This is a genomic window from Geodermatophilus sp. SYSU D01186 (genome assembly GCF_054050215.1).
Window position 1 is genome coordinate 86,081 of sequence record NZ_JBJGYW010000003.1, and the last position, 24,645, is coordinate 110,725.

Annotated in this window: 22 protein-coding genes and 1 pseudogene; 17 read left to right on the forward strand and 6 right to left on the reverse strand. The window is 74.5% G+C overall.

All coding sequences use genetic code 11. The features are described from left to right. Positions 1 to 9 precede the first annotated feature (9 nt). The gene (locus ACI784_RS03140; RefSeq protein ID WP_457012501.1) at positions 10 to 723 is read right to left on the reverse strand and encodes a DUF4386 domain-containing protein; all 714 of its coding nucleotides are present in this window, start codon (positions 721 to 723) and stop codon (positions 10 to 12) included. A 146-nt stretch (positions 724 to 869) separates the two neighbouring features. Between ACI784_RS03140 and ACI784_RS03145 the strand changes: the two genes are divergently transcribed. Further along, positions 870 to 1,583, forward strand: a complete 714-nt coding sequence (locus ACI784_RS03145) for a TetR/AcrR family transcriptional regulator (protein WP_457012502.1) — start codon at positions 870 to 872, stop codon at positions 1,581 to 1,583. 15 nt (positions 1,584 to 1,598) lie between these two features. Here the strand turns inward: ACI784_RS03145 and ACI784_RS03150 are convergent, their stop codons facing one another. Beyond that, the gene (locus ACI784_RS03150) at positions 1,599 to 3,320 is read right to left on the reverse strand and encodes a helicase (RefSeq protein ID WP_457012503.1); all 1,722 of its coding nucleotides are present in this window, start codon (positions 3,318 to 3,320) and stop codon (positions 1,599 to 1,601) included. Between the two features lie 97 nt (positions 3,321 to 3,417). On the opposite strand from ACI784_RS03150, the gene ACI784_RS03155 reads away from it, so the two are divergent. From ACI784_RS03155 to ACI784_RS03180, 6 genes are all read left to right on the forward strand, one after another. Then, entirely contained in the window at positions 3,418 to 4,278 is an 861-nt protein-coding gene (locus tag ACI784_RS03155) for an alpha/beta fold hydrolase (protein ID WP_456921901.1), read from the forward strand. A 147-nt stretch (positions 4,279 to 4,425) separates the two neighbouring features. Continuing rightward, complete coding sequence (gene pgm, locus ACI784_RS03160) at positions 4,426 to 6,063, forward strand: phosphoglucomutase (alpha-D-glucose-1,6-bisphosphate-dependent) (RefSeq protein ID WP_456921902.1); 1,638 nt, start codon at positions 4,426 to 4,428, stop codon at positions 6,061 to 6,063. 4 nt (positions 6,064 to 6,067) lie between these two features. After that, positions 6,068 to 7,159 carry a M20 family metallopeptidase gene (locus tag ACI784_RS03165; protein WP_456921903.1) on the forward strand — a complete coding sequence of 364 codons (1,092 nt, stop codon included), beginning with the start codon at positions 6,068 to 6,070 and terminating at the stop codon, positions 7,157 to 7,159. Positions 7,160 to 7,240: 81 nt separating this feature from the next. Next, the gene (locus tag ACI784_RS03170; protein WP_456921904.1) at positions 7,241 to 7,870 is read left to right on the forward strand and encodes a TetR/AcrR family transcriptional regulator; all 630 of its coding nucleotides are present in this window, start codon (positions 7,241 to 7,243) and stop codon (positions 7,868 to 7,870) included. Positions 7,871 to 7,890: 20 nt separating this feature from the next. Next, positions 7,891 to 10,131 carry an MMPL family transporter gene (locus ACI784_RS03175; protein WP_457012504.1) on the forward strand — a complete coding sequence of 747 codons (2,241 nt, stop codon included), beginning with the start codon at positions 7,891 to 7,893 and terminating at the stop codon, positions 10,129 to 10,131. A gap of 5 nt (positions 10,132 to 10,136) precedes the next feature. Next, positions 10,137 to 10,877, forward strand: a complete 741-nt coding sequence (locus ACI784_RS03180) for a hypothetical protein (protein WP_456921906.1) — start codon at positions 10,137 to 10,139, stop codon at positions 10,875 to 10,877. A gap of 7 nt (positions 10,878 to 10,884) precedes the next feature. On the opposite strand, the gene ACI784_RS03185 is transcribed toward ACI784_RS03180, so the two are convergent. After that, a complete protein-coding gene (locus ACI784_RS03185) occupies positions 10,885 to 11,772 on the reverse strand; it encodes a diguanylate cyclase domain-containing protein (RefSeq protein WP_456921907.1) in 888 nt (295 codons plus the stop codon). 137 nt (positions 11,773 to 11,909) lie between these two features. On the opposite strand from ACI784_RS03185, the gene ACI784_RS03190 reads away from it, so the two are divergent. The 3 genes from ACI784_RS03190 (at position 11,910) to ACI784_RS03200 (ending at position 14,201) form a co-directional block, all read left to right on the forward strand. Next, positions 11,910 to 12,845, forward strand: a complete 936-nt coding sequence (locus ACI784_RS03190) for a hydroxymethylglutaryl-CoA lyase (protein WP_456921908.1) — start codon at positions 11,910 to 11,912, stop codon at positions 12,843 to 12,845. Positions 12,846 to 12,870: 25 nt separating this feature from the next. Beyond that, on the forward strand, positions 12,871 to 13,392 hold the full coding sequence (locus ACI784_RS03195; RefSeq protein ID WP_456921909.1) for a flavin reductase family protein: 522 nt from the start codon (positions 12,871 to 12,873) through the stop codon (positions 13,390 to 13,392). A 77-nt stretch (positions 13,393 to 13,469) separates the two neighbouring features. Beyond that, entirely contained in the window at positions 13,470 to 14,201 is a 732-nt protein-coding gene (locus ACI784_RS03200; RefSeq protein ID WP_456921910.1) for a hypothetical protein, read from the forward strand. Positions 14,202 to 14,242: 41 nt separating this feature from the next. On the opposite strand, the gene ACI784_RS03205 is transcribed toward ACI784_RS03200, so the two are convergent. Further along, positions 14,243 to 14,671 carry a hypothetical protein gene (locus ACI784_RS03205; protein WP_456921911.1) on the reverse strand — a complete coding sequence of 143 codons (429 nt, stop codon included), beginning with the start codon at positions 14,669 to 14,671 and terminating at the stop codon, positions 14,243 to 14,245. Next, complete coding sequence (locus tag ACI784_RS03210; protein WP_456921912.1) at positions 14,664 to 15,029, reverse strand: hypothetical protein; 366 nt, start codon at positions 15,027 to 15,029, stop codon at positions 14,664 to 14,666. Before ACI784_RS03210 ends, ACI784_RS03205 begins: the two co-directional genes overlap by 8 nt. Positions 15,030 to 15,165: 136 nt before the next feature. On the opposite strand from ACI784_RS03210, the gene ACI784_RS03215 reads away from it, so the two are divergent. Beyond that, on the forward strand, positions 15,166 to 16,011 hold the full coding sequence (locus ACI784_RS03215; protein WP_456921913.1) for a PaaX family transcriptional regulator: 846 nt from the start codon (positions 15,166 to 15,168) through the stop codon (positions 16,009 to 16,011). Here the strand turns inward: ACI784_RS03215 and ACI784_RS03220 are convergent. Beyond that, on the reverse strand, positions 15,981 to 16,967 hold the full coding sequence (locus ACI784_RS03220) for an aldo/keto reductase (RefSeq protein WP_457012505.1): 987 nt from the start codon (positions 16,965 to 16,967) through the stop codon (positions 15,981 to 15,983). The genes ACI784_RS03215 and ACI784_RS03220 overlap by 31 nt on opposite strands. A 129-nt stretch (positions 16,968 to 17,096) precedes the next feature. On the opposite strand from ACI784_RS03220, the gene ACI784_RS03225 reads away from it, so the two are divergent. The 6 genes and pseudogenes from ACI784_RS03225 to ngg form a co-directional block, all read left to right on the forward strand. Then, positions 17,097 to 18,110, forward strand: a complete 1,014-nt coding sequence (locus tag ACI784_RS03225) for a siderophore ABC transporter substrate-binding protein (RefSeq protein WP_456921915.1) — start codon at positions 17,097 to 17,099, stop codon at positions 18,108 to 18,110. A 79-nt stretch (positions 18,111 to 18,189) separates the two neighbouring features. Beyond that, positions 18,190 to 19,167, forward strand: a complete 978-nt coding sequence (locus ACI784_RS03230; RefSeq protein ID WP_456921916.1) for an ABC transporter permease — start codon at positions 18,190 to 18,192, stop codon at positions 19,165 to 19,167. Then, on the forward strand, positions 19,157 to 20,173 hold the full coding sequence (locus ACI784_RS03235) for an iron chelate uptake ABC transporter family permease subunit (RefSeq protein ID WP_456921917.1): 1,017 nt from the start codon (positions 19,157 to 19,159) through the stop codon (positions 20,171 to 20,173). Before ACI784_RS03230 ends, ACI784_RS03235 begins: the two co-directional genes overlap by 11 nt. After that, positions 20,170 to 20,928, forward strand: a complete 759-nt coding sequence (locus tag ACI784_RS03240; RefSeq protein WP_456921918.1) for an iron ABC transporter ATP-binding protein — start codon at positions 20,170 to 20,172, stop codon at positions 20,926 to 20,928. Before ACI784_RS03235 ends, ACI784_RS03240 begins: the two co-directional genes overlap by 4 nt. A 194-nt stretch (positions 20,929 to 21,122) precedes the next feature. Beyond that, the gene (locus ACI784_RS03245) at positions 21,123 to 22,904 is read left to right on the forward strand and encodes an N-acetylglutaminylglutamine amidotransferase (RefSeq protein WP_457012506.1); all 1,782 of its coding nucleotides are present in this window, start codon (positions 21,123 to 21,125) and stop codon (positions 22,902 to 22,904) included. Positions 22,905 to 23,008: 104 nt separating this feature from the next. Further along, positions 23,009 to 24,640 (forward strand): annotated as a pseudogene (gene ngg, locus ACI784_RS03250) (N-acetylglutaminylglutamine synthetase); the annotation flags it as partial. Positions 24,641 to 24,645 lie beyond the last annotated feature (5 nt).

The following is a 24,645-nucleotide window of genomic DNA, read 5'->3' on the forward strand; positions in this document are numbered from 1 at the left end:
GCCGGGCCCTCAGACCGCGGCGGTCACCGCGGGCCGCGCGACCGGGACGGCCGGGCGGGGCGACGGCCGGAAGCCCCTGGCGATGAGGACGGCGGCGAGGCTCATCTCCCAGACGGTGACGGGGAGGGCGGCGACCATGCCCCACACGGAGACCTGCTCGTAGAGGCCGAACAGGATCGCGGTGGACGACGCGAAGACGACCGGTCCGCCCACGATCCCGAGGACGGCGATCCAGCGCGGCACGAGCCGGGACCGGTACACGAGGACGGCGAGCAGCAGGCTGTTCACCCCGATGACGAGGCCGGGGCCCAGCAGGAACGTCCGGTCGTGCAGGGCGACCAGCGACCGCGCGACCGCCAGCAGCCCGGCGTCGTCCGTGCCGGCCGCGGGGTCCTGCCGCAGGGTGACCACGGACAGGAGGCTGACGACGCCGACGACGATGAGCGCGGCCTCGAGCAGCCGGCCGCAGACGTAGGCCAGCGCCATGCCCTCGCCGTGCCGCTTGACCACCGGGTACAGCGTGACCGCGGTGCCGATGCACGAGGCGGCGAGCACGACCTCGAGGAAGCCGCCCCACAGCACGTGGGTGTCGGCACCGGCGCCCAGGACGTAGCCCGGGTCGCCCAGCACCGGCTGGTACAGCGCCAGCGCCACGACCGCGGTCACCGCGGCCACCACGAAGAACGTCCCCGCGACGACCGCGGTCCCTCTGTCCGTGCTCATGTCGTTCCCTCCCGGCCGAGGTGTACGGCGTACACCGATGCCGGAGACGGTAGGTGTACGTCGTACACCGGTCAAGGGCTAGGCTCGTCAGGGTGGCCTCGGCGGGGAGCTCGTCGGGGCGAGCTCGTCGGTGGGAGGGAGCCGCGATGCCCCAGCAGGCAGCCGGCGCGCGGCGCGTCCCGCTCAGCCGGGAGCGGGTGCTGCGCGCCGCGGTCCAGCTGGCCGACGAGGCCGGGATCGACGCGGTCAGCATGCGGCGGCTCGCCCAGGAGCTGGGGGTCGTGCCGATGGCGCTGTACAAGCACGTCGCCTCGAAGGAGGAGCTGCTCGACGGCATGGTCGACGTCGTCATCGGCGAGTTCGAGGCGCCCGACCCGTCGCTGGACTGGCGGACGGCGGTGCGCGAGCGGGTGCTCTCCGCGCGGCGGGCGGTGCTGCGGCACCCGTGGGCGCGGCAGGCCATCGAGTCCCGCACCCGCCGGACGCCCGCCGTCCTCGGCTACATGGACGCCGTGACCGGCACGTTCCGGGCGGGGGGCTTCTCCGCCGACCTGACCCACCACGTGATGCACGCGCTGGGCAACCGCATCTGGGGCTTCAGCCCGGAGCTGTTCGACGAGGCGCCCGGTGCGGACGCGCCGGCTCCCACCCCGGAGGAGCAGGCGGCCATGGCGGCGGAGTTCGCCCAGCGGTACCCGCACATCCTCGAGATCGCCGTGGCCGCGAACGAGGGCCCCGGGGCCGGGTCCGGCTGCGACGAGCAGTTCGAGTTCGAGTTCGCCCTCGACCTGCTGCTGGACGGGTTCGACCGGCTGCGACAGCAGGGCTGGAGCTCTCGGCCGGCCTCCGTGCCCGGCTGACGGGACCGGACGGGCTCAGGCGTCGGTCAGCGCCGTGGCCGGCAGCCAGTCGGCGTCCAGCAACTCGGCGATCTCCTGCAGGGACGACGTGTCCGCGCCGGCGGTCGACCCGCTGACCGCCAGCCGCTCCACCATCACGCGGGCGACCTGCTCCTCCACGGTGTCCTCCGCGAAGGCGACCCGCCACGGGGAGACCTGGCCGTCGCGGTGCGTGCGGCCGGTGACCTGCCGGGCCTGGATGCCGGAGAACCGCGGCTGGTGGAACAGCCCGACCCGCGGGGTGGCCGAGGCGGCGGACCCGCTCGGCAGCAGCTCGCCGGCGTGCAGGCTGATGGAGGCGGTCACGGTGAACACGCACACCGGCGCGGCGCCGGTCTGGAAGCGCAGCCGCTCGGCCTCGACGTCGAACCGGTCGCGGCCGTAGATGGCGGCGACGGGGATCCCGGAGTCGAGCAGGGCCTCGCGGATCGGGTCGGCCGCCGTCTCGACGAACTCCACCGAGACGGCCACCTGCCGCTCGGCCTCCACCTGCGCCCTGACCCAGTCGACCGTCGCCTGCGCGCGGATCAGGCCGGCCTTCTGCCGGAACCGCAGCAGCGCCGCCCGGCCGCGGGCGCTCTGCCGGGCGCGCCGGGCCAGTTGCATCTCGGTCCGGAACTCCTGCCACTCGGAGTCGTAGGCGGACCGCTCGGCGGGGGTCAGTGCGACCGGCGTCCCGGTCACCGACACCGGCCCCCAGGGCGCCGGCCGGTGCAGCGTCGCCGGTGGGGTGCCGTCGGCGAGCCACCCCTGCAGCCGGGCGAGGTCGGCGCGGCGCTCGTCGGCGTCCTCGGTCCAGGCCCAGCCGTAGCGGCCGCGTTCCACGTGGAACCCGTGCTCGGCCAGCCGGCCGGGCAGGTCGGACCAGGCGCGCAGCGGCTCGCCGTGCCGCTGCGCGAACTGCGGCGCGAGGTACGGCAGCTCCAGCGGTGTGTGCGCGGGGGTGGCGGTCGCGGCGATGACGAACGGCGCGTCCTTGACCCGGCCGGCGCCGGAGACGGCCTTCCAGTGCTTCCACCGCTGGGTCGTGGTGTGCCGGACCATGTGTGCCTCGTCGGCGATCACCACGTCGAACCGGAGCTTGGCGACCTTGGCCAGGCGGTCCCAGGTGGTGACGCACCAGCGCAGCCCGCCGTCCCCGAACCCGGCGATCGAGCGCGTCCAGTGCGGGATGGTGATCGCGGCGGGGCGGTCCGCGACGACGAGCACGGTGCGGCCGCCGCGCTGCGCCGCGACCTCGCGCGCGGCGAGGACCGCGGTGCCGGTCTTGCCGACGCCGGGGTCGTCACCGAGCAGGAACACGCGGTGCCCGGCCTTCGCGGAGGCGGCGATCGCCGCGGCGCCGGTGAGCTGCTCGTCGCGCGGCTGCATCGGGCGGCCGGCGGGGATCGGACGCGGCATCGGGTTGAGCTCGTCCTCGAGGAACCGCTCGAAGGTGTACGGCGCGGGGGCGTGGGGCGCCAGCTCCGGCGGCAGCCCGCGGCCGACGTACACGTGGGCCTGCAGGTCCGGGCGCCACTGGGCGCCGGGCGCCGGCGCGCGGAACGGGACGGCGAGCACCCACACCCGCTCCCCCGGCCCGGCGACCGGCGGCTCCGGGGCAGGCTTCGCGGCGCGGCGGGCCGGTGGCTTGCGGCGGGTGGCGGTCGTGCTGCGGGTGGTGGACCGGGTCGTCGTCCGGCGGCGCCGTCCGGGCATGGGTGCGCTCTCCTTCGTCGGCGCCGAGGGCGACCGGTGACTTCGTCGGCCGTCGACGGTAGGTGGGGAGGCCGCGGGGATCTGGTGGAATCGCCGGGTGACGACGAACTCCGACGAGCGGCTGCACGCCCGGACGCTGGGGGACGCCGGCCCGCGGGTGGTGTTCGTGCACGGGTTGTTCGGCCAGGGGAAGAACTGGACGACGATCGCCAAGGGGCTCTCGGCCGACCACCGCGTCACCCTGCTCGACCTGCCCAACCACGGGCACTCGCCGTGGACCGACCGCGTCGACTACGTCGACATGACCGGGATGGTCGCGGCGGAGCTCGAGTCGTTCGGCGAGCCGGTGACCCTCGTCGGGCACTCGATGGGCGGCAAGGTCGCGATGCAGCTCGCGCTGCGCCACCCGGAGCTGCTGCGCGCCCTCGTCGTCGTCGACATCGCGCCCACGGAGTACCCCGTGTCCGGCGGCCGCACCGACGACGAGGACGAGGAGGCCTCCCCGTTCGGCGCGTACATCGCCGCGATGCGGGCCCTCGACCTCGACGCGCTCACCAGCCGCGAGGACGCCGACGCCGCGCTGCGCTCCGCCGTCCCGAGCCGGATGGTGCGCTCGTTCCTGCTGCAGAGCCTGGTCCGCGAGGGGCTCGGCGAGGGCGGCGGCTGGCGGTGGCGGCTGAACCTGGAGCTGCTCGAGCGCGACCTCGGCGAGCTCCGCGGCTTCCCCGAGCCGCCGCCGGGGGCGCGGTACGACGGGCCGGTGCTGTGGATCGCCGGGGCCAACTCGCACTACGTCCTGCCCGAGGACCGGGAGCGCATGGACCGGCTGTGCCCGAACACCCGGCTGGTGCGGGTCAAGAACGCCGGGCACTGGGTGCACTCCGAGCAGCCGGAGGTGTTCCTCGAGACGCTCAAGCGCTTCCTCGCCGCGGTCGAGGGGCGGGACGGCACCGCCTGAGGGGGGGTGCCGGTCGAGCGGCAGGTGCTCGGCCGGCGCTCCCGGTACCGAGCGACCACACCGTCCGGCCCGGCCCTCCACGCGGACGGCCGGCGCCGCCGTGTCCACCGGTCGCGACCGGGGTGGGTCCGGGCCAAGATCGGCGACATGACCGACCCCCGCGCAGGACAGCCGGCCCGGCCGGACGACCTCATCGACGTCGCCTCGCTGGTCACCGCGTACTACACGTTGGAGCCCGACCCGTCGGACCCGGCGCAGCAGGTGGTGTTCGGTACCAGCGGTCACCGCGGGTCGGCGTTCGACGCGGCCTTCAACGAGGCGCACATCCTCGCCACCACGCAGGCGATCTGCGAGTACCGCACGGCGCAGGGCTACGACGGGCCCCTGTTCGTCGGCCGCGACACGCACGCGCTGTCCGAGCCGGCCTGGGCCAGCGCGCTGGAGGTGCTCGCCGCCAACGACGTGACCGTGCTGGTCGACGCCGCCGACCGGTACACCCCCACCCCGGCGGTCAGCCACGCGATCCTGCAGGCCAACCGGGGGAAGAGCTCCGGGCTCGCCGACGGCATCGTCGTCACCCCGTCGCACAACCCGCCCCGCGACGGCGGGTTCAAGTACAACCCGCCGTCCGGCGGGCCGGCCGACACCGACGCGACGAAGACGATCGCCGACCGCGCCAACGAGCTGCTGCGGGCCGGGCTGGAGGGTGTGCAGCGGATCCCGTTCCGCCGGGCCCGCGCGGCGGCTGCGGCGCACGACTTCCTCGGCGACTACGTCGACGACCTGCCGTCGGTCCTGGACGTCGACGCGATCCGGTCGGCCGGCGTGCGGATCGGCGCGGATCCCCTCGGCGGCGCGAGCGTCGACTACTGGGCCGCCATCGCCGATCGGCACCGCCTCGACCTCACCGTCGTCAACCCGCTGGTCGACCCGACCTGGCGGTTCATGACGCTGGACTGGGACGGCAAGATCCGCATGGACTGCTCCTCCCCCAGTGCGATGGCCTCGCTCATCGGCAAGCGCGCCGACTACGCGATCGCGACGGGCAACGACGCCGACGCCGACCGGCACGGCATCGTCACCCCGGACGGCGGGCTGATGAACCCCAACCACTTCCTCGCCGTGGCGATCTCCTACCTCTTCTCCCACCGGCCCGAGTGGGGCCAGGACACCGCGGTCGGCAAGACCCTCGTCTCGTCGTCCCTCATCGACCGGGTGGTCGCGGGCCTCGGCCGGCGCCTGGTGGAGGTGCCGGTCGGGTTCAAGTGGTTCGTCCCCGGCCTGCTCGACGGGTCGGTCGGCTTCGGGGGTGAGGAGTCCGCGGGCGCCTCGTTCCTGCGCCGCGACGGCAGCGTCTGGACGACGGACAAGGACGGCATCCTGCTGGCGCTGCTGGCCAGTGAGATCCAGGCGGTGACCGGCAGCTCGCCGTCCCAGCTGCACGCGGAGCTGACCGCGAGCTACGGGGAGTCGGCGTACGCGCGGGTCGACGCCCCGGCCTCCCGGGAGCAGAAGGCCAAGCTCGGCAAGCTCTCCCCCGGCGACGTGACGGCGACCGAGCTGGCCGGCGAGCCCATCACCGCCAAGCTCACCAGCGCGCCGGGCAACGACGCCGCGATCGGCGGGCTCAAGGTGACCACCGAGAACGCCTGGTTCGCCGCCCGCCCCTCCGGCACCGAGGACGTCTACAAGGTGTACGCGGAGTCGTTCAAGGGCCCCGACCACCTGGCGCGTGTGCAGGAGGAGGCCCGCGCCGTCGTGACCGCGGCGCTGGGTGGGAGGTGACTCGGTGGCTGACGTGGCCGCGCTCGACCTGACCGCGCTGGTGCGGGAGCTCGTCGGCCGGACCACGGTGTCGGGGGACGCCGCCGCCCAGCGCGACACCCTCGGCGCGCTCACCGAGGTGCTGCGCGAGCGGGCGCCGCACCTGGAGGTCACGGAGGGCCGCGACCCGGACCACCCGTGGACCCTGCTGCGCACCCCCACCGACCCGGGCCGCCGGCAGCTGCTGCTGGCCTGCCACGTCGACACCGTGCCGGTGCCCGACCCCGGCGCGTGGTCCCGCGACCCCTTCGGCGCCGAGCTGGACGGCGGCCGCGTGTGGGGCCGGGGTGGCAGCGACATGAAGGCCGGCGTGGTGGCTGCGGCCGCCGCGCTCGCCGCCGCCGACCCGCAGACGCCGGTCGCGCTGCTGCTCACCAGCGACGAGGAGATCGGCTCCCAGGGCGCCGCCGCCGCGGCCGCCGCGGTCGCCGACCAGGCGGTGGGCGCGGTCGTCGTCCCGGAGGCCACCGGCAACCAGGTCGTCCTCGGCCACAAGGGTGCGCTCTGGCTGGCCGTCCGGACGGCCGGGCGGGCCGCGCACGGCTCCACGCCCGAGCGCGGGCACAACGCCGTCCTCGACCTCGTCGCGCTGCTCGCCCGCGCGGGCAGCGCCCTGCCGTTCCGCACCGACCCGTTCCTGGGCACCGAGACGTGGAACCCCGGCGTGGTGGCCGGCGGCACGGTGCCCAACGTCGTCCCCGACCGGGCCGAGGTGGTGGTCGACATGCGCACCGTCGCCGCCGGCGACGAGCTGCTGGCCTGGTGGCGCGGCCAGCCGGAGGTGGCGGACGTCGACGTGCGGGTCGACCTGCCGCCGGTCGGCACCCCGGCCGACGACCCGTGGGTGGCCGCGCTGCCGGCCACGGTGCTGCCCACACCGGCCACCTACTTCACCGACGCGTCGGTGCTCGGCCAGGTCGTGGGCGGCGCCCCGATCGTCGTCTGGGGTCCGGGCACGCCCGCGGTGATGCACGCCGTCGACGAGTACGTCGAGCTCGCCGAGCTCGAGCAGGCGGCCGCGGCGTTCACCGACGTCGTCGCCCGCTGGCGCGGCTGACCGCAGCCTGCTCCCGCCACGTCCCCAGGGCGAGGCAGGTCACGTCTCGATACACGGGTGTATCCGATACAGTCGTGCATCGTGACGAGCGAGGACCTCGACCGGCCCAAACGCCGCCGTGAGGTCACCGTGGAGCGGCTGCTGGACGCGGCGCTGGAGACCTTCGCCGAGGTCGGCTTCGCCGCGGCCAGCGTCGAGGACATCTGCCGCCGCGGTGGCTTCACGCGCGGCGCGTTCTACTCCAGCTTCCGCACCAAGGACGAGCTGTTCGCCGCCCTCTACGAGCGGGAGACCCGGCGCGAGCTGTCGCGGGCGGAGGAGCAGCTGGCCGGCCTCGAAGGGGAGGACGACCCGGTCGCGGCCGCGGTCGAGCGCTGCCTGAACACGCTCCGCGCCGACCGGACGTGGGTGCTCGTGCACACCGAGTACACGTTGCACGCCGCCCGGCACCCCGAGGCCGCCGCCGCGCTGCGCCAGCACACCGCCGCCATGCACGCGCAGGTCGCCACGCTGATCGAGGGCGCGGTCACCCGGCTGGGGCTGCGCCTCACCGTGCCCGCCGGGCAGCTGGCCCGCGCCCTCATCGCCCTGCACGAGGGCACCGTCCTGCGGTCGGTCGCCGACGACGCCGTCGACCCGTCCACCCCGGGCGACCCCGACCTCGAACACACCGCGCTGCTGCTCCTGCTGCGCGCGGCCGTCTCCCACTGAACCCGGAGCACTCGACACCCATGGCAACCCTGCTCGCCCGGCTCGGCCGGGCCGCCTACCGCTCCCGTCGGCTCGTCGCCGCGATCTGGGTGCTGGTCCTCGCGGGCGTCGTCGCCGTCCTGGTCACCGCCGGCGGCGAGTTCGACGACACGTTCACCATCCCCGGCTCGGAGTCCCAGGCCGCCCTCGACCGGCTGGCCGAACTGCAGCCGCAGGCTGCGGGGGCCAGCGCGCAGATCGTCTTCGCCGCCCCCGAGGGCGCCGGCCTCGCCGAGCCGCGCTACCAGCAGGCGATCGCCGAGGTCGTCGCCGCGGCCGCGCAGGCGCCGCAGGTGGCCGCGGTCGCCGACCCCTTCACCAGCCAGGCGCTCACCCCCGACGGCCGCGCCGCCCTGGCCACCGTCCAGTACGAGGTCCAGCGCGAGGCCCTGGACGCCGGCAGCCTCGACGCCCTCGAGGAGGCCACCGCGGCGGCCGAGGACGCCGGCCTGGAGGTCGCCGTCGGCGGCAACGCGTTCGGCACGACCGGGGTGCACATCGGCCCCACTGAGTTCGTCGGTGTCGCCGTCGCCGTCCTGGTGCTCGTGCTCACCTTCGGCTCGCTGCTGGCCGCCGGCATGAACCTGCTGACGGCGATCGTCGGCGTCGGGGTCGGCCTCGGCGGCCTGCTCGGCGTCTCCAGCCTGATCTCGCTGTCCTCGACCGCGCCCACGCTCGCCCTGATGATCGGCCTGGCCGTCGGCATCGACTACGCGCTGTTCATCCTCTCCCGGCACCGCACCCAGCTGGCCGCGGGCATGCACCCGGAGGAGTCCGCGGCCCGCGCCACCGGCACGGCCGGGACGGCGGTCGTCTTCGCCGGCCTCACCGTGGTCATCGCCCTCGCCGGCTTGTCGGTCGTCGGCATCCCCTTCCTGAGCGTCATGGGCCTGGCCGCCGCCGCCACGGTGCTGGTCGCCGTCGCCGTCGCGCTGACCCTGCTGCCGGCCCTCATGGGCTTCGCCGGGCTGCGGCTGGCGCCCAGGCCGGGGTCGCGGGCCGCGACGCGGGAGGCCGCCGTCGCCACCGGGGCCGGCCGGCGTTCGATGGGCGAGCGGTGGGCCACCCTGGTCACCCGACGCCCGCTGGTCACCGTCCTGCTGTCGGTGATCGGGCTCGGCATCCTGGCGATCCCCGCCGCCCAGCTCCAGCTCGCGCTGCCCGACAACGGCGCCGCCGCCGAGGACACCAGCCAGCGGCAGGCCTACGACCTGATCAGCGAGACCTTCGGCCCCGGCCTCAACGGCCCGCTCGTCGTCCTCGTCGACGGCCTCGACCCGGCCACCGCCCAGCAGGCCGCGGGGCAGGTCGCGGGCGCCATCGGCGGCACGCCCACACAGACGCCGGGGCAGTTCACCGGCGGGCTGACCGACGTCGCCTACGCGGTCCCGACCGTCCTGCCCGAGGGCACCGCCGCGCTGGTCACCGTCGTCCCGGAGAGCGGCCCACAGGACGAGGCGACCAGCGACCTGGTCACCGCGCTGCGCGACCTCGCGCCGCAACTGGAGGAGCAGACCGGCGCCGACGTCGCCGTCACCGGCCAGACCGCGGTGGCCATCGACGTCTCCGACCAGCTCGACGACGCGCTGCTGCCCTTCGCCCTCGTCGTGGTCGGCCTCGCGGTCGTCCTGCTGCTCCTGGTCTTCCGCTCGGTGCTCGTGCCGGTCAAGGCCGCCGTCGGGTTCCTGCTGTCGGTCGGCGCCTCGTTCGGCGCGGTCGTCGCGGTGTTCCAGTGGGGCTGGCTGGCCGACGTGTTCGGCGTCCCGACGACGGGGCCGATCATCAGCTTCATGCCCGTCATCCTCATGGCGGTGCTGTTCGGCCTGGCCATGGACTACGAGGTCTTCCTCGTCTCCCGGATGCGCGAGGAGTTCGTGCACGGCGCCCCGCCGCGTCCGGCGGTCCTGGCCGGCGCCCGGCACGCGTCGCGGGTCGTGGTCGCCGCCGCGCTGATCATGTTCTCGGTGTTCGCCAGCTTCGTGACCATCGACGACGTCATCGTCAAGGCGATCGCCTTCGGCCTGGCCGTCGGCATCCTGCTCGACGCCTTCGTCGTGCGGATGACGCTGGTCCCGGCGGTCCTGGCGCTGCTGGGCCGATCGGCCTGGTGGCTGCCGCGCTGGCTGGACCGCCTCCTCCCCGACCTCGACGTCGAGGGCGCGAAGCTCGGCCCGGTCTCCACCGTGCCTGCGCGGCGCGAGCCGCAGCCGGCTGCACACTGAACGGCATGCACGGGGACGGTCAGGCGCAGGAGTGGGACGCGGTCCCGCCGGGACAGCAGGCACCCCCGGCGGGCCACGGCCCGCCGCCGGCCTACGGTCCCCCGCCCGGGTACGCGCCGCCGGCCTACGGTCCCCCGCCCGGGTACGCGCCGCCGGCCGGGTATGCGGCGGCACCCGGGTACGGCACCCCCGGCTACGGTCCACCTCCTGGGTACGCGCCGGGCTACGGCCCGCCGCCGACCTACGGTCCCCCGCCCTGGTACCCGCCGCCGCCCGGCTACGGCTGGGCCTGGCCGTCCGCGCCGGTGGCCTGGCCGGACGGGCCGGCACGGCCCGGGGTGGCGACGGCGGCGAGCGTGCTGGGCTTCGTCACCGGCGGCCTCACGGCGCTGGCCTCGCTCGGGTTCCTGGCGGCCGTGGCCGGCGGGGACGACGACGCCGTGACGGCGCTCCTGCTGCTCGGCCTGCCCTGCGCGGCCGGGCTGCTGGCGGGCGCGGCCCAGCTGCTGCGCCGCCGTCCGCCGGCCCTGCTGTTCGGCTCCGCGCTGGCGGCGGTGGGGGTCCTGCTGCTGACCCTGCTCGTCGGCTGGGCGACCCTCGGCGACAGCGACCGGGCCGGGCTGACGGCGTTCGTGGTGCTCGCCGCGCCGCTGCCGGTGCTGACGGCGGTCTACGCCCGGCTCGGCCGGGTGACCGGCTGGGCCGCCGCCGGAGCACCCGCCGGAGGGCCACCCGCCGGACGGTGAGGGGTCGTCATCGGCGGCGGGCGGACTTGTCCGCGTACATGGCGTCGTCGGCCTCGCGGATGAGCAGTTCGTAGGCCAGTTCCGGGTCGGTGCCCCCGGCGACGGTGCCGATGCCGATGCTCATGCCCAGCGGGACGACCACCTCCCCGATCGTCAGCGGCTCGGTGAGGGTGTTCCGCAGCCGCTCGGCGAGGGACTCGGCGTCGGCCCGCTCGCTGTTCTCGCACACGATGCTGAACTCGTCGCCGCCCACCCGGGAGGCCGTGTCGCTGGAGCGCAGCACCGAGGTGAGCCGCTCGGCGAAGCCGACGAGCACCGCGTCGCCGACCGGGTGGCCGTGCCGGTCGTTGATCTCCTTGAAGCCGTCGAGGTCGATGCCCAGCACGCAGGTCGGGGTGCGCTCGCGGTGGCCGCGCTCCAGGGCGTGCCGCAGCCGGTCGCCGAACAGGATCCGGTTGGGCAGCCCGGTGAGCGGGTCGTGCAGCGAGCGGTGCACGAGCGCCGCCTCCAGGGACTTGCGCTCGGTGATGTCCTCGACGATCGCCACCATGTGCGGCGGGTCGCCCTCCGGGGTGGCCTCGACCCACGACGCGGTGATCTGCGTGGGCACCGCGGTGCCGTCGGCCCGCACCAGCCGGGTCTCCAGCCGCATCGTCCGGTGCCGGCTGAGGAGCTCGGCGTGCGCCTCCTGAGCAGCGGGCTGGTCCTCCGGGTGGATGAGGCCGAGCACCGAGCAGCCGTACAGGTCCTCGGCGCTGCGGTCCAGCATCGCGGTGAAGGCCGGGTTGGCGTCGACCAGGAGGCCCGACGGGGTGGCGAGCACGATGCCCATGGGGGCGTTGGCGAACGCGCTCCCGCGGTCCGCCGGGGGCAGCGTGCCCAACGCGTTCGTCACTTCCCACCTCCGTGCCGGACATTCTGCGCACACGACGCCCTGTTCCTGCAGGTTCTCGGCGTGCAGGGTGCCCCGGACCGTTCCACGTGGAACCTCGGGACGGGGCAGGATGGGGGTCCGGACACGAGGGGGTTGCCGTGAACGAGTTCGACCTGGTGCTGCCGGCCACCGTGGACATCCGCGAGGTGGGCATGCGCGACGGCCTCCAGCTCGAGGCCCCCGTGCCGCTGGAGGCCAAGCTGCAGATGCTGGAGGCGCTGGTCGCCACCGGCGTCCGGCGGATCGAGGCGACGTCCTTCGTCTCGCCGCGGGCGGTGCCCGCGCTGGCCGACGCCGACGGGGTGGCCGCGGAGCTGTCCCGGTGGGGCGACGTGCACTGGTCGGCCCTGGTGGCCAACCCGCGCGGGGCGACCCGCGCCGTGGACGCCGGGGTCGCGAACCTCGAGTACGTCGTCTCGGCCTCCGACGGGCACAGCCGGGCCAACGCCGGGCGATCCACCGCCGAGGCCGTCGGCGCGGTCGGGGAGATCGCCGGTCTGGCGCACGGCGCCGGCGGGTCCCTCGAGGTCGTCGTCGCCACCGCCTGGGACTGTCCCTTCGACGGGCGCACGCCGATCCCCCGCACCGTGGACGTCGCCCGCGCCGCGGTCACCGCGGGCGCCGACGCGCTGTGCCTGGGCGACACCATCGGGACGACGACCCCGCTGCGGGTGGTCCAGCTGCTCGACGCCGTCCGCCGGGCCTGCCCGGGCGTGCCGGTCGGCGTGCACTTCCACGACACCCGCGGCACGGGCCAGGCCAACGCGCTGGCCGCCGTCCAGGCCGGGGTCACCCAGTTGGACTCGTCGGTCGGCGGACTCGGCGGCTGCCCGTTCGCCCCCGGCGCCAGCGGCAACATCGCCACCGAGGAGCTGGTCTACATGCTGGAGGAGTCCGGCGTGCGCACCGGCCTGGACCTCGACGCCGTCCTGGCCGCCGCGCGCGTCACGGAGCAGGCGGTCGGGCACGAGCTGCCGAGCTCGCTGTACCGGGCCGGTGGCCGCTCCGTCCCCCGCGCCACGCCCGTCGGCTGACCGGCACCCGTGGTTGGCTGAGGGCATGAGCGAGTCGGGGTCCCCGCTGGACGGCGCCGTCGAGGTCATCGACCCGGGTCAGATGCGGGAGGTGCTGGGGCACTTCGCCTCCGGGGTCACCGTGGTCACCGCCGTCGACGACGGGGAGCCGATCGGGTTCACCTGCCAGTCGTTCAGCTCCCTCTCGCTGGACCCGCCGCTGGTGGTGTTCGCCCCAGCGCGGACGTCGCGCACCTGGCCGCGGCTGCGTCAGCTCGGCCGGTTCTGCGTCAACGTGCTCGCCGAGGACCAGGACGGGCTGTCTGTCGCGTTCGCCCGCTCCGGCGAGGACAAGTTCGCCGGCGTTTCCTGGCGGCCCAGCCGGTTGGGCCGGCCGGTGCTCGACGGCGTCGTGGCCTGGATCGACTGCGAGCTGTGGGCCGAGTACGACGGCGGCGACCACACCCTCGTCGCCGCCCGCGTGCTCGACCTCGGCGCCGACGGGGCGCGGCGTCCCCTGCTGTTCCACCGCGGCGCCTACGGCCTGCTGGAGGGCCCGCGCGGCTGACCGGGCGCCCGTCGCCAGGTGTGGGGACGGCGACGGCGGGCACCCACCCCTGCACCGCCTGAGAGGAGACGATCGCCATGGGACTGCTCGACCGGCTCTTCGGCCGCCACCGGCGGCGGGACGACGAGGGCCACCCCCAGGGGTACCCGCGCGGCTACGACGACGGCTACGGCGCACCACCGCCGACCCGGGCACCCCGCTCGGACGACGAGCGGGCGATCGAGCGCTACCGCTACCTGCTGCGGACCGCGCCGCCGGACCAGATCGAGGCCGCGCACGCCGAGGCGTTCGCCCAGCTCACCCCGGAGCAGCGGCGGCAGGTGCTCGACCAGCTGGCCGCGGCGGGTGAGCGGGCCCGCGGCGACGACGCGCGCAGCCTGGCCCAGGCCGCGACCCGCGCGGAGATGCGCCGCCCCGGCACGCTGGAGCGGGCCTTCGGCGGCTACGGCGGCGGCCCGGGCCACGGGCCCGGCTACGGCGGCGGCCCCGGCTACGGGGGCGGCTTCGGCGGCGGGTACGGCCCGAGCTTCGGCAGCATGATGGGCGCCAGCCTGCTGGGCACGGTGGGCGGCCTGGTGGTCGGCACGGCGGTCGCCGACGCGCTCTTCGACACCGGCCTCGGCGATGGCGGCCTGTTCGGCGGCGGCGACGAGGAGGCCTACGCCGCGGGCTACGACGACGGCAACGACGCCGGTGGCGGTGACTACGGGGGTGACCCGGGCGGCGACTTCGCCGGCGGCGCCGACGCCGGCGGGTGGGACGGCGGTGGCGGCGACTTCGGCGGCGACTTCGGGGGCGGCGACTTCTGAGCCGCCGCGGCCCGCGGCGGGCAGCCCCCGCCGTGGGCCGCTCAGCCGGTGACGGCGCGGGCGCGGGCCTGCCGGCGCAGCCAGAGCAGGCCGAGCACCGGCAGCACCAGCGGGATGAACAGGTAGCCGCGACCGTAGGCCGACCACACCGTCTCGTCGGGGAAGGCGGCGCGGTCGGCCAGCGAGAGGGTGCCCACGATGAGCACCCCCGCCAGCTCCACCGAGCAGGCGACCAGGGCGGTGCGCCGTCCACCGCGGGCGAAGGCGACCGTGGCCACCAGGTACACGACGGCGGCCAGCGCCGACAGCAGGTAGGCGATCGGCGCCTCGGAGAACCGGGTCGCCAGCTGGACCGCGGCCCGCGCGCCGGCGGCCAGGGCGAACACCCCGTAGACGGCGACCAATACCCGCCCCGGGCCGCCGGAGGTGTCCCCCGCGCTCGCGCCGTCGGTCCGTCCCGGTTCAGCCACCGGTCGCCTCCCACAGTTGCAACAGCCGCCAGATCATGACCCCCACCGCACCGGCCGCGACGGCCAGCACCGTGCCCGCCCAGCGGGTCGGATCCGACCGCGCCCACAGCCCGCCCGCGACCGGCAGCAGCACGATGCCGCCGAGATAGCCCACGAAGGTGGGGGTGTCGGCCGGGTGCTGCCCGCGCACCAGCAGGACGACGGCGAGCACGGCCTGCACCAGCAGCAGCAGCTCCAGCAGCGCCGTCCCCCCGAGGTGGAGCAGGCCGATCCGGCGCCGGGCGAGGGTCGAGGCCAGGCCGGCCAGGGCCACCGCGGCGGCGACGACGGTCACCGCCACCACGAGGGCCGGGATCACCGGGGGGACCTCGCGGACACGGCGCTGAGCACGGATGTCATCCTCCCGCGTGGGGGAGACGGCCCGGGCACCCGCCCTGCCCCGGGTCGCACACCGCGCGGGCGCGCTCAGCGGGGGGCGCGCCGAAAGGATCGTCATGACCGTCCGCGACCTGGTGGTCGACCTCTTCTCCGAGCACGTCGACGCCGTCACCGACCAGCCGGTGCGGTTGCAGGCCCTGGTGGCGCTGCTGGAGCACTTCGAGATCGCCGAACCGACCTCACGCATGACCATGGCCGCGCTGCGCCGCTCCGGGTTGCTGGCCGCCTCACGCTCCGGCCGGGAGACCCTCTACAGCCCCACCGAGGCGATGCGCAGCGCCGTCCGGGCGCGGTGGGCGCGGCTGGACGAGCGGCTCGGGCCGTGGGACGGCCGCTGGCGCATGGTGATCTACACGGTGCCCGAGACCGACCGGTCGGCCCGGGAGCGTGTGCGTCGCACGCTCACCCGGCACGGGTTCGGGCCGCTGGCGCCGGCCACCTGGCTCTCGCCGCACAAGGTCGCGCTGGACGACGTCCGGACCGAGCTCGCCCGGGAGCCGCTGAGCCGGCTGGACCTGCTCACCGCCCAGGTGACCGAGGAGACCGGCGGCTCGGACACCGAGCTGGCCGCGCGGTGCTGGGACCTGCAGGGGGTCGCCGCCGCGCACCGCCGGGTGATCGACCGGATCCGCGCGCTGCTCACCGACCCGGTCGCGGACGGGGCGACGGCGTTGGTGACCCACCTGCGGGTGCTCGCCGACATCCGGCGGGTCGGCGTCAGCGACCCGCTGCTCCCCGACGCGCTGCGGCCGCCGGGCTGGCCCGGCGCGGAGCTGCGCGAGGCCTGGGACGAGCTCTGCGCCCGGCTGCACGGACCGGCACGCGAGCACGTGGGCACCGTGCTGGCGCGGCCGGACCGTGCGCGCCCGGCTCAGCGGTGCACGGTGGACATGTCCGGGTAGCGGTCGCCGGCGGTGGTGCCGGCCGGGGCGGCGTCGTCCAGCCGGCGCAGGTCGTCGTCGGAGAGCCGGAGGTCGGCCGCCGCGGCGTTCTCCTCGAGGTAGGCGACCCGCTTGGTGCCGGGGATCGGCACGATGACCGGCTTCCCGTCGAGGCCCCCCTGCGCCATCACCCAGGCCAGCGCGAGCTGGCCGGCGGTGACGCCCTTCTCGTCGGCGATCTCCCGGACCCGGTCGACCAGCTCCAGGTTCCGGGTGAAGTTCTCCCCCTGGAAGCGCGGGTTGCGCCGGCGGAAGTCGTCGGGCGCGAGGTCGTCGAGGCTGCGGATCTGCCCGGACAGGAAGCCGCGGCCCAGCGGCGAGTAGGCGACGAAGCCGATGCCCAGCTCGGCGCAGGTGGCCAGCACGCCGTCGTCCTCGGGGTCGCGGGTCCACAGCGAGTACTCGGTCTGCACGGCCGTCACCGGCTGCACGGCGTGCGCGCGGCGGATGGTCTCCGGCGCGGCCTCGGAGATGCCGACGTGCCGCACCTTGCCGGCCTCGACCAGCTCGCGCAGCGCACCCCAGGTCTCCTCGACCGGCACCGTCGTGTCCACCCGGTGCTGGTAGTAGAGGTCGATGACGTCCACGCCGAGGCGCTGCAGCGAGGCGTCGCAGGCCCGGCGGACGTAGTCGGGGCGGCCGTTGATGCCGCGGAAGGAGCCGTCCTCGCCGCGCTCGTTGCCGAACTTGGTGGCCAGCACCACCTCGTCGCGGCGGCCGGTGATCGCGCGGCCGACCAGCTGCTCGTTGGTGAACGGCCCGTACATGTCCGCGGTGTCGAGGAACGTGACGCCGAGGTCCAGTGCCCGCTGGATCGTCCGCTCGGCCTCCGCCTGGTCGCCGGTGCCGTAGAACTCGCTCATCCCCATGCAGCCCAGGCCCTGGGCGGACACGGTCAGGTCTCCGAGTGTGCGCATCTGCATGGCCGCTCCCCTGCCCTCCCGCGCGGCCGGCCAACCGGCTGGAGGGACCCGCTTGACAGACGGTGCTGCTCGTGTGACAGGTTAGGGCCTCCTCACTAAGCCAAGCCTTACCTCAGGAGCACGATGCGTACCGCCGCCCGGCCGCTGGCCGCCCTGTCCCTCACCGTGGCCACCGCCGTGGCCCTGACCGCGTGCGGGGAGGGCGACGACACCGCCGAGGCCGCCGCCGCCGGTACCGAGACCGTCTCCTTCACCTGGGACCGGAACACCGCCGCCGAGGACGAGGAGCCCGTCCTGGAGGAGACGACGGTCGACGTCCCGAAGAACCCGGAGCGGATCGTCGTCTTCGACATGGCCAGCCTCGACACCATCGGCGCGCTCGGCGGAGAGATCGCCGGTGCCCCGCTCGACTCGGTGCCCGGCTACCTGGAGCAGTACCTCGCCGACGACGCCTTCAACGCGGGCACGCTGTTCGAGGCCGACATCATCGAGATCGAGTCGCAGCAGCCCGACCTCATCGTGATCGGCGGCCGGTCGTCGGCGCTGTACGAGGACCTCAGCGAGATCGCCCCCACCGTCGACCTGGGCCTGCGGGGCTCCTACACCGAGAACCTCGAGCGCAACACCACGTTCCTCGGCGAGGTGCTCGGTGCCGAGGACGAGGCGGCCGCCGCGATCAGCGAGATCGAGGCCGGCATCGAGGAGGCCCGCGCCGCCACCGCCGACGCGGGCACCGGCCTGGGCCTCATGGTCTCGGGAGGCGAGCTCAGCGCGATGGCCCCGGCCGGTGACGACGCATCGGGGCGTGGCGCGCGCGGCGGCCTGATCTACGACGCGTTCGGCGTCCAGCCGGTGGTGGAGGACATCCAGGCCGCCACCCACGGCGAGCCGGTCTCCTTCGAGTTCCTGCTCGAGACCGACCCCGACCACCTGTGGGTCGTCGACCGGGACGCCGCCACCGGGGAAGAGGGCGCGCAGGCGGCCGCGGCGGTGCTCGACAATGACATCGTCGAGCAGACGACCGCATTCCGGAACGGCCAGATCCACTACCTCGACCCGGTGGCCTGGTACGTCGTCTTCGGCGGCATCGACACCACGAAGATCATGATCGAGGACGTCCTGGAGAGCGCGGCGTGACCAGCCCCTCCCCGGTCGGGCACCGCCCCCGTCGGTTGTGACGGCGCTCGACCCGACCTCGACGAGCACCCCTGCCCGCGTGCGGCCCGGCCGCACCTGGGCGGGGGTGCTCGTCGGCGTGCTGCTCGCCGTCCTGGCGGTCACGAGCCTGTTCGTCGGAGTCTCCGACGTGTCCCTGGGGTCGGTCCTCGCCGCTGGGCCGGAGAGCGACGCGGCCCTCCTGCTCGGGGTGAGCCGGATCCCGCGCACGCTCGCCGTCGTCCTGGTCGGCGCCTCCCTGGGCATCGCCGGGCTGATCATGCAGATGCTGGTGCGCAACAAGTTCGTGGAACCGGGCACCACGGGCGTCAGCGAGTTCGCGACGCTCGGCATGCTCGTCACGATCGTGTTCCTCCCGGGCCTGGCCGTCGTCGGGAAGATGGGCGTCGCCGCGGTCTTCGGCCTGGTCGGCACCTGGGTGTTCCTCCAGGTGGTCAAGGTCGTGCCCGTGCGCCAGCTCGTGCTCGTCCCGCTGGTCGGCATCATGCTCGGCGGCGTCGTCGGCGCCGTCACGACGTTCTTCGCCTACCGCCTGGATCTCCTGCAGTCCCTCGGGCAGTGGTCGCAGGGCAGCTTCGCCACGGTCATGCAGGGCCGCTACGAGTTCGTGTGGATCGCCGGACTCATGGTCGGGGTGGCCTGGCTGGCCGCCGACCGCTTCAGCGTGATCGGCCTCGGCGAGGAGTTCGCGACCAACCTGGGGCTGGACCACCGCCGGTGGGTGACCGTCGGGATGGTGATCGTCGCGGTGATCACGGCGGCGGTGCTCGTCACGGCCGGGCTGATCCCGTTCCTGGGGCTCGTCGTGCCCAACGTCGTGAGCCTGGTCGTCGGCGACAACGTGCGCCGGGCGATCCCCTGGGTCGCGGGGCTCGGGGCGGTCTTCGTGCTGGGCTGCGACATCCTCGCGCGCGTCGTGCGCTTCCCCTACGAGATCCCGCTGTCGGTCGTCGTCGGCGTCATCGGCGCCGCGCTGTTCCTCTGGCTGCTGCTGCGGAGGAGGAGCCGTGCTCACTGAGCGCACCCCCACGACGTCCCCCGCGCCCGCCGGCGGCGCGCGGATCGCGACGCGCTGGGCGCAGCCCGGGGTCCGCCTGGCCGCGCTCGGCGTCGCCGCCCTGGGGCTGGCCGCGGTCTACTGCCTCACCGACGTCCCCGGCTCGCTGGCCTTCGCGCTGGAGGTCCGCAGCCTCACGGTGGCGGCGATGCTCGTCGTGGCCGCCGCGGTCGGGGTCTCGACGGTCGTGTTCCACACGATCACGCAGAACCGCATCCTCACCCCCTCCATCATGGGGTTCGACGCCTTCTACGTGCTGGTCTCGACCGTTCTCGTGTTCACCTCCGGGTCGGCGGCGTTCCTGCGGTTCGACCAGCTCACCCTCTGGCTCGTCCAGGTCGTCGTCATGGTCGCCGTCAGCGTCGTGCTGTTCACCTGGCTGTTCGGCGGCAAGCGGCGGTCGATCCACCTCATGCTGCTGGTCGGCATCGTGCTGGGCACGTTCTTCCGCAGCGCCACCGAGTGGATGCAGCGGATGCTCGACCCGCTGGACTTCCAGGTGCTCTCCGATGCGGTGTTCGCCTCCCTCACCCGGCCCGACGAGACGCTGCTGGCGCTCACCGCCGCCCTCGTCGTCCTCGCGTGCGCCGCGGTCGTGCCGCTGCTGCGCACCCTCGACGTCCTGACCCTCGGCGAGCCGGCGGCCGTGGGCCTGGGGGTCGACCACCGGCGGGTCGTGCTGGTCCTGTTCGCGAGCGTCTCGGTCATGATCGCCGCGTCGACGGCCCTGGTGGGGCCGATCCTGTTCCTCGGCCTCATCGTCGCCAACCTCGCCTACTCGTACGCGGGGTCCTTCCGCCACGTGTGGACGCTGCCCACCGCCGTCCTCATCGGGGTCGTCTGCCTGCTGGGCGGCCAGCTGGTCCTCGAGCGGCTGCTGCACCTCGGCGGCACCCTCTCGACGGTCATCGACTTCGCCGGCGGCCTGTTCTTCCTCTACCTCGTCCTGCGAAGGGGGGCGCGTTGATCGCGCTCGAGCACGCCACCAAGCGCTACCACGGCCACACCGTGCTGGACGACGTCTCGATCGGCTTCGGCGCGGAGGGCGTCACCGCGCTCATCGGCCCGAACGGCGCCGGCAAGTCCACGCTGTTCGGTCTCGTGGGCCGGCTCCTCCAGCCCGACGCCGGCCGGGTCACCGTCGACGGCAGGGACGTCGCTCGGACGCCGTCCAGCGAGCTCGCGCGGACCCTCGCGGTGCTGCGCCAGGACAACCACGTCGCGGCGCGCCTGACCGTGCACGACCTCGTCGAGTTCGGCCGCTTCCCGCACTCCCGCGGGCGGCTCACGGTCGACGACCGCGAGCACATCGAGCGCGCCATCGCGTACCTGGACCTCGACGCCCACCGGAACCGGTTCCTCGACGAGCTGTCGGGCGGTCAGCGCCAGCGCGCGTTCATCGCGATGGTGCTCGCGCAGGACACCCGGTACGTGCTGCTCGACGAGCCGCTCAACAACCTCGACCTGCGGCACATGACGGAGATCATGCGGCTGGTCCGGAGGATGGCCGACGAGCTCGGCAAGCGGGTCGTCACGGTGCTCCACGACGTCAACTTCGCCGCGACCTGGTCCGACCGCATCGTCGCGATGCGCGACGGCCGCGTCGTGGCGGACGCCCCCGCACGCGAGATCATGCGTCCCGAGGTGCTGGAGGCCGTCTACGGCACGACCGTCGACGTCCGCGAGATCGACGGCCGGCCGGTGGCCCTGTACTACGGCTGAGGTCGCGCGGCGGCCGACGGCGCCGCCCGAGCGTGTGCGCCGACGGGTGGTTCGAGGGCCGCGAACTCCCGCTCGGCGCACACGGTGGGCCGCGGAGGCCGGGCTGTTCCACGTGGAACGCGGCGCTGTTGCAGGCGTGTGACGTTCTCCCGACCGTCTGGCGGGTCCCCGGGGAGCGGGGTTGGATCGAACCCATGTGCGGCCTCTCCGGCGAGATCACGTTCGACGGCTCCCTGGCCGACACCACCGCCGTCGCGCGGATGGTGGACGCCCTCGTCCCCCGCGGCCCGGACGGTCAGGGCACCTGGAGCAACGGGCGGGTGGCGTTCGGGCACCGCCGGCTGTCGGTGATCGACCTCTCCACCTGCGGCTCGCAGCCGATGATCGACAACGACCTCGGGCTGACCGCCGTCTTCAACGGCTGCATCTACGACTACAAGGAGCTGCGCGCCGAGCTGGAGGGCCACGGCTACCGCTTCTTCTCTCACAGCGACACCGAGGTGATCCTCAAGGGCTACCACCACTGGGGCACCGACGTCGTCTCGCACCTGCACGGCATGTTCGCCTTCGTCATCCACGAGCGCGACACCGGCCGGGTCGTGCTGGCCCGCGACCGGCTGGGCATCAAGCCGCTCTACCTGTCCGAGACGCCGGGCCGGCTGCGGTTCGCCTCCACGTTGCCGGCGCTGCTGCAGGCGGGGGACGTCGACACCTCGATCGACCCGGTCGCGCTGCACCACTACCTCACCTGGCACGCCGTCGTCCCGGCGCCGCGGACGATCCTGGGCGGGGTCCGGAAGCTGCCGCCGGCCACGCTGCGGGTGGTCGAGGCCGACGGCACCTCCCGCGAGGAGCGGTACTGGAACGCCACGTACGAGCGGCGTCCCGAGCACGCCTCCTGGTCCGCCCGGGACTGGGAGGACGCGATCGAGGAGGCGCTGCGGGTCGCCGTCCGCCGGCGGCTGGTCGCCGACATCCCGGTCGGCGTGCTGCTGTCCGGCGGCCTGGACTCCAGCCTCATCGTCGGCCTGCTGGCGCAGGAGGGGCAGACCGGCCTGGCCACCTACTCGATCGGCTTCGAGGCCGTGGGCGGTCGCGCGGGCGACGAGTTCCAGTACTCCGACGTGATCGCCGAGCGGTTCGCGACGAACCACCACCGGATCCGGGTCGCCTCCGACGAGCTCGCCGCCGCGCTGGGCCACGCGATCGGCGCGATGGCCGAGCCCATGGTCAGCCACGACGTCGTCGCCTTCGACCTGCTGTCGGAGCGGGTGTCGCAGACGATCCGGGTTGTGCAGTCCGGCCAGGGCGCCGACGAGGTCTTCGCCGGCTACCACTGGTACCCGCCGCTGGCCGACGTCGGCCGCGACGAGGCCGTGGCGCGCTACGCCGCGGCGTTCTTCGACCGCGACCACGACCAGATGCGGTCGGTGGTCTCCGACCGGTACGCCCTGGCCGAGGACCCGAGCCTGGCCTTCGTCCGGGAGCACATGTCCATGCCCGGCGCCGAGACGGCGGTGGACGCCGCCCTGCGCCTGGACAGCGAGGTCATGCTCGTCGACGACCCGGTCAAGCGGGTGGACAACATGTCCATGGCGTGGGGCCTGGAGGCCCGGGTGCCCTTCCTCGACCACGACCTGGTCGAGCTGGCCGCGATGTGCCCGCCGGAGCTCAAGCTCGCCGACGGCGGCAAGGGCGTGCTCAAGGCGATCGGCCGGCGGATCATCCCGCCGGAGGTGATCGACCGGCCCAAGGGCTACTTCCCGGTGCCGGCGATCACCCACCTCGAGGGCAAGGTGCTCGACCTGGTGCGTGACGCGCTGTCCGGCGACGCCGCCCGTGAGCGCGGGCTGTTCCGTCCCGAGTACGTGCGCGAGCTGCTCGGCGACCCCAACGGCGAACTCACCCCGCTGCGCGGCAACAAGCTGTGGCAGCTGGGCCTGCTCGAGCTGTGGCTGCAGAGCCACGGAGTGTGACGGTGCCCCGGATCGCCGGGCACCGTCGCCGTACCGCGGTGACCGACGTCCCCTCGTTCACCAGCCGCTCGTGGCAGCAACCCTCCGAGCACCAGCGTCAGGGCATGGACGCCGACGTCGTCCTCGACCTGGGCTGGGGGCGGCTGGTCTTCGGCCAGACCTTCGACGACCTGGGCGGGATCGTCGACGCACTGCGCGCCGAGGGCAGCGGCCGCCGCGACATCTGCATCTACCCGCGGGACCCGCACGTGCTGGTCGGCATGGCCCCCGACGAGCTGTTCATCGATCCCAGCTACACCTACCGGCTGGACCTGCACCGCTACCGGCCGCGGCCCGAGCTCATCCGCGGCGTCTTCGTGCGCACGGTGACCTCGCTGGCCGACATGGAGCAGATCAACGACATCTACGCCCGCAACGGCATGGTCACCGGCGACGCCGCGACGATGTGGGCCAACCACCGCACCCGGACCTTCACCTACCTGGTGGCGGAGGACCGGCGCACCGGCCGCATCGTCGGCACGGTGACCGGCGTGGACCACGTCCTGGCCTTCGGCGACCCGGAGCGCGGCGCCAGCCTGTGGTGCCTGGCCGTGCACGCCCAGGACGCCCCGCCGGGCACCGGGGAGGCGCTGGTCCGGGTGCTCACCGAGCGCTACGTCGGCCGCGGCCGGGCCTACCTGGACCTGTCGGTGCTCTACGACAACAGCGGGGCGATCGCCCTCTACCGCAAGCTCGGGTTCCAGCGGACCCCCGCGGTGTGCGTCAAGCGCAAGAACCCGATCAACACCCCCCTGTTCGCCTCGCGCCCGCCGGGGCTGGAGGAGCTCAACCCCTACGCCCGGATCATCGCCGACGAGGCCCTCGAGCGCGGCATCCGCGTGGAGGTCACCGACGCCGAGTGGGGCGAGATCCGGCTGTCCCTCGGCGGCCGCAGCGTCCTCACCCGCGAGTCGCTGTCGGAGTTCACCAGCGCGGTCGCGATGAGCCGCTGCGACGACAAGCGGGTGACCCGCCGGATCATGGAGCGCGCCGGGGTCCGGGTCCCGAAGGGGGCGCTGGTCACCGAGGGCCGGCTGGACGACGGACGGGCGCTGCTCGACGAGTGTGGCGAGGTGGTGGTGAAGCCGGCCCGCGGCGAGCAGGGTCGCGGCATCACCGTGGGCGTGACCGCACCCTCGGCGCTGGAGCGGGCGGTCGGCCTCGCGCTGCAGCACTGCCCCGAGGTGCTGGTCGAGGAGCTGGTCGCCGGCGACGACCTGCGGGTGGTGGTCATCGACCACGAGGTGGTGGCCGCCGCGGTGCGCCGTCCCGCCGAGGTGGTGGGTGACGGGCGCACCGCGGTCACCGGGCTGGTGCGCTCCACCAGCCGCCGCCGGGAGCGGGCCACCGGCGGGGAGTCGACGATCCCGCTGGACGACACCACCGCCGAGGTGGTCGCCGAGGCCGGCTACGCGATGGACGACGTCCCGCCGTCCGGAGAGCGCATCCGGGTCCGGCGGACGGCGAACCTGCACACCGGCGGCACGATCGAGGACGTCACCGACCGGCTGCACCCGGCGATCGCGGAGGCGGCCGTGCGGGCCAGCCGGGCGATCGGCATCCCGGTGACCGGCCTGGACTTCCTGGTGCCGGACGTCGAGGGCGAGGAGCACGTGTTCATCGAGGCCAACGAGCGGCCGGGGCTGGCCAACCACGAGCCCCAGCCGACCGCGGCGCGCTTCGTGGACCTGCTGTTCCCGGA

Excerpts from the sequence above, each read along its gene's own strand:
- ACI784_RS03140 (WP_457012501.1), bottom strand. The coding sequence starts at position 723 with ATGAGCACGGACAGAGGGACCGCGGTCGTCGCGGGGACGTTCTTCGTG.
- ACI784_RS03145 (WP_457012502.1), top strand. The coding sequence starts at position 870 with ATGCCCCAGCAGGCAGCCGGCGCGCGGCGCGTCCCGCTCAGCCGGGAG.
- ACI784_RS03150 (WP_457012503.1), bottom strand. The coding sequence starts at position 3,320 with ATGCCCGGACGGCGCCGCCGGACGACGACCCGGTCCACCACCCGCAGC.
- pgm (WP_456921902.1), top strand. The coding sequence starts at position 4,426 with ATGACCGACCCCCGCGCAGGACAGCCGGCCCGGCCGGACGACCTCATC.
- ACI784_RS03175 (WP_457012504.1), top strand. The coding sequence starts at position 7,891 with ATGGCAACCCTGCTCGCCCGGCTCGGCCGGGCCGCCTACCGCTCCCGT.
- ACI784_RS03180 (WP_456921906.1), top strand. The coding sequence starts at position 10,137 with ATGCACGGGGACGGTCAGGCGCAGGAGTGGGACGCGGTCCCGCCGGGA.
- ACI784_RS03195 (WP_456921909.1), top strand. The coding sequence starts at position 12,871 with ATGAGCGAGTCGGGGTCCCCGCTGGACGGCGCCGTCGAGGTCATCGAC.
- ACI784_RS03200 (WP_456921910.1), top strand. The coding sequence starts at position 13,470 with ATGGGACTGCTCGACCGGCTCTTCGGCCGCCACCGGCGGCGGGACGAC.
- ACI784_RS03215 (WP_456921913.1), top strand. The coding sequence starts at position 15,166 with ATGACCGTCCGCGACCTGGTGGTCGACCTCTTCTCCGAGCACGTCGAC.
- ACI784_RS03220 (WP_457012505.1), bottom strand. The coding sequence starts at position 16,967 with ATGCGCACACTCGGAGACCTGACCGTGTCCGCCCAGGGCCTGGGCTGC.
- ACI784_RS03225 (WP_456921915.1), top strand. The coding sequence starts at position 17,097 with ATGCGTACCGCCGCCCGGCCGCTGGCCGCCCTGTCCCTCACCGTGGCC.
- ACI784_RS03245 (WP_457012506.1), top strand. The coding sequence starts at position 21,123 with ATGTGCGGCCTCTCCGGCGAGATCACGTTCGACGGCTCCCTGGCCGAC.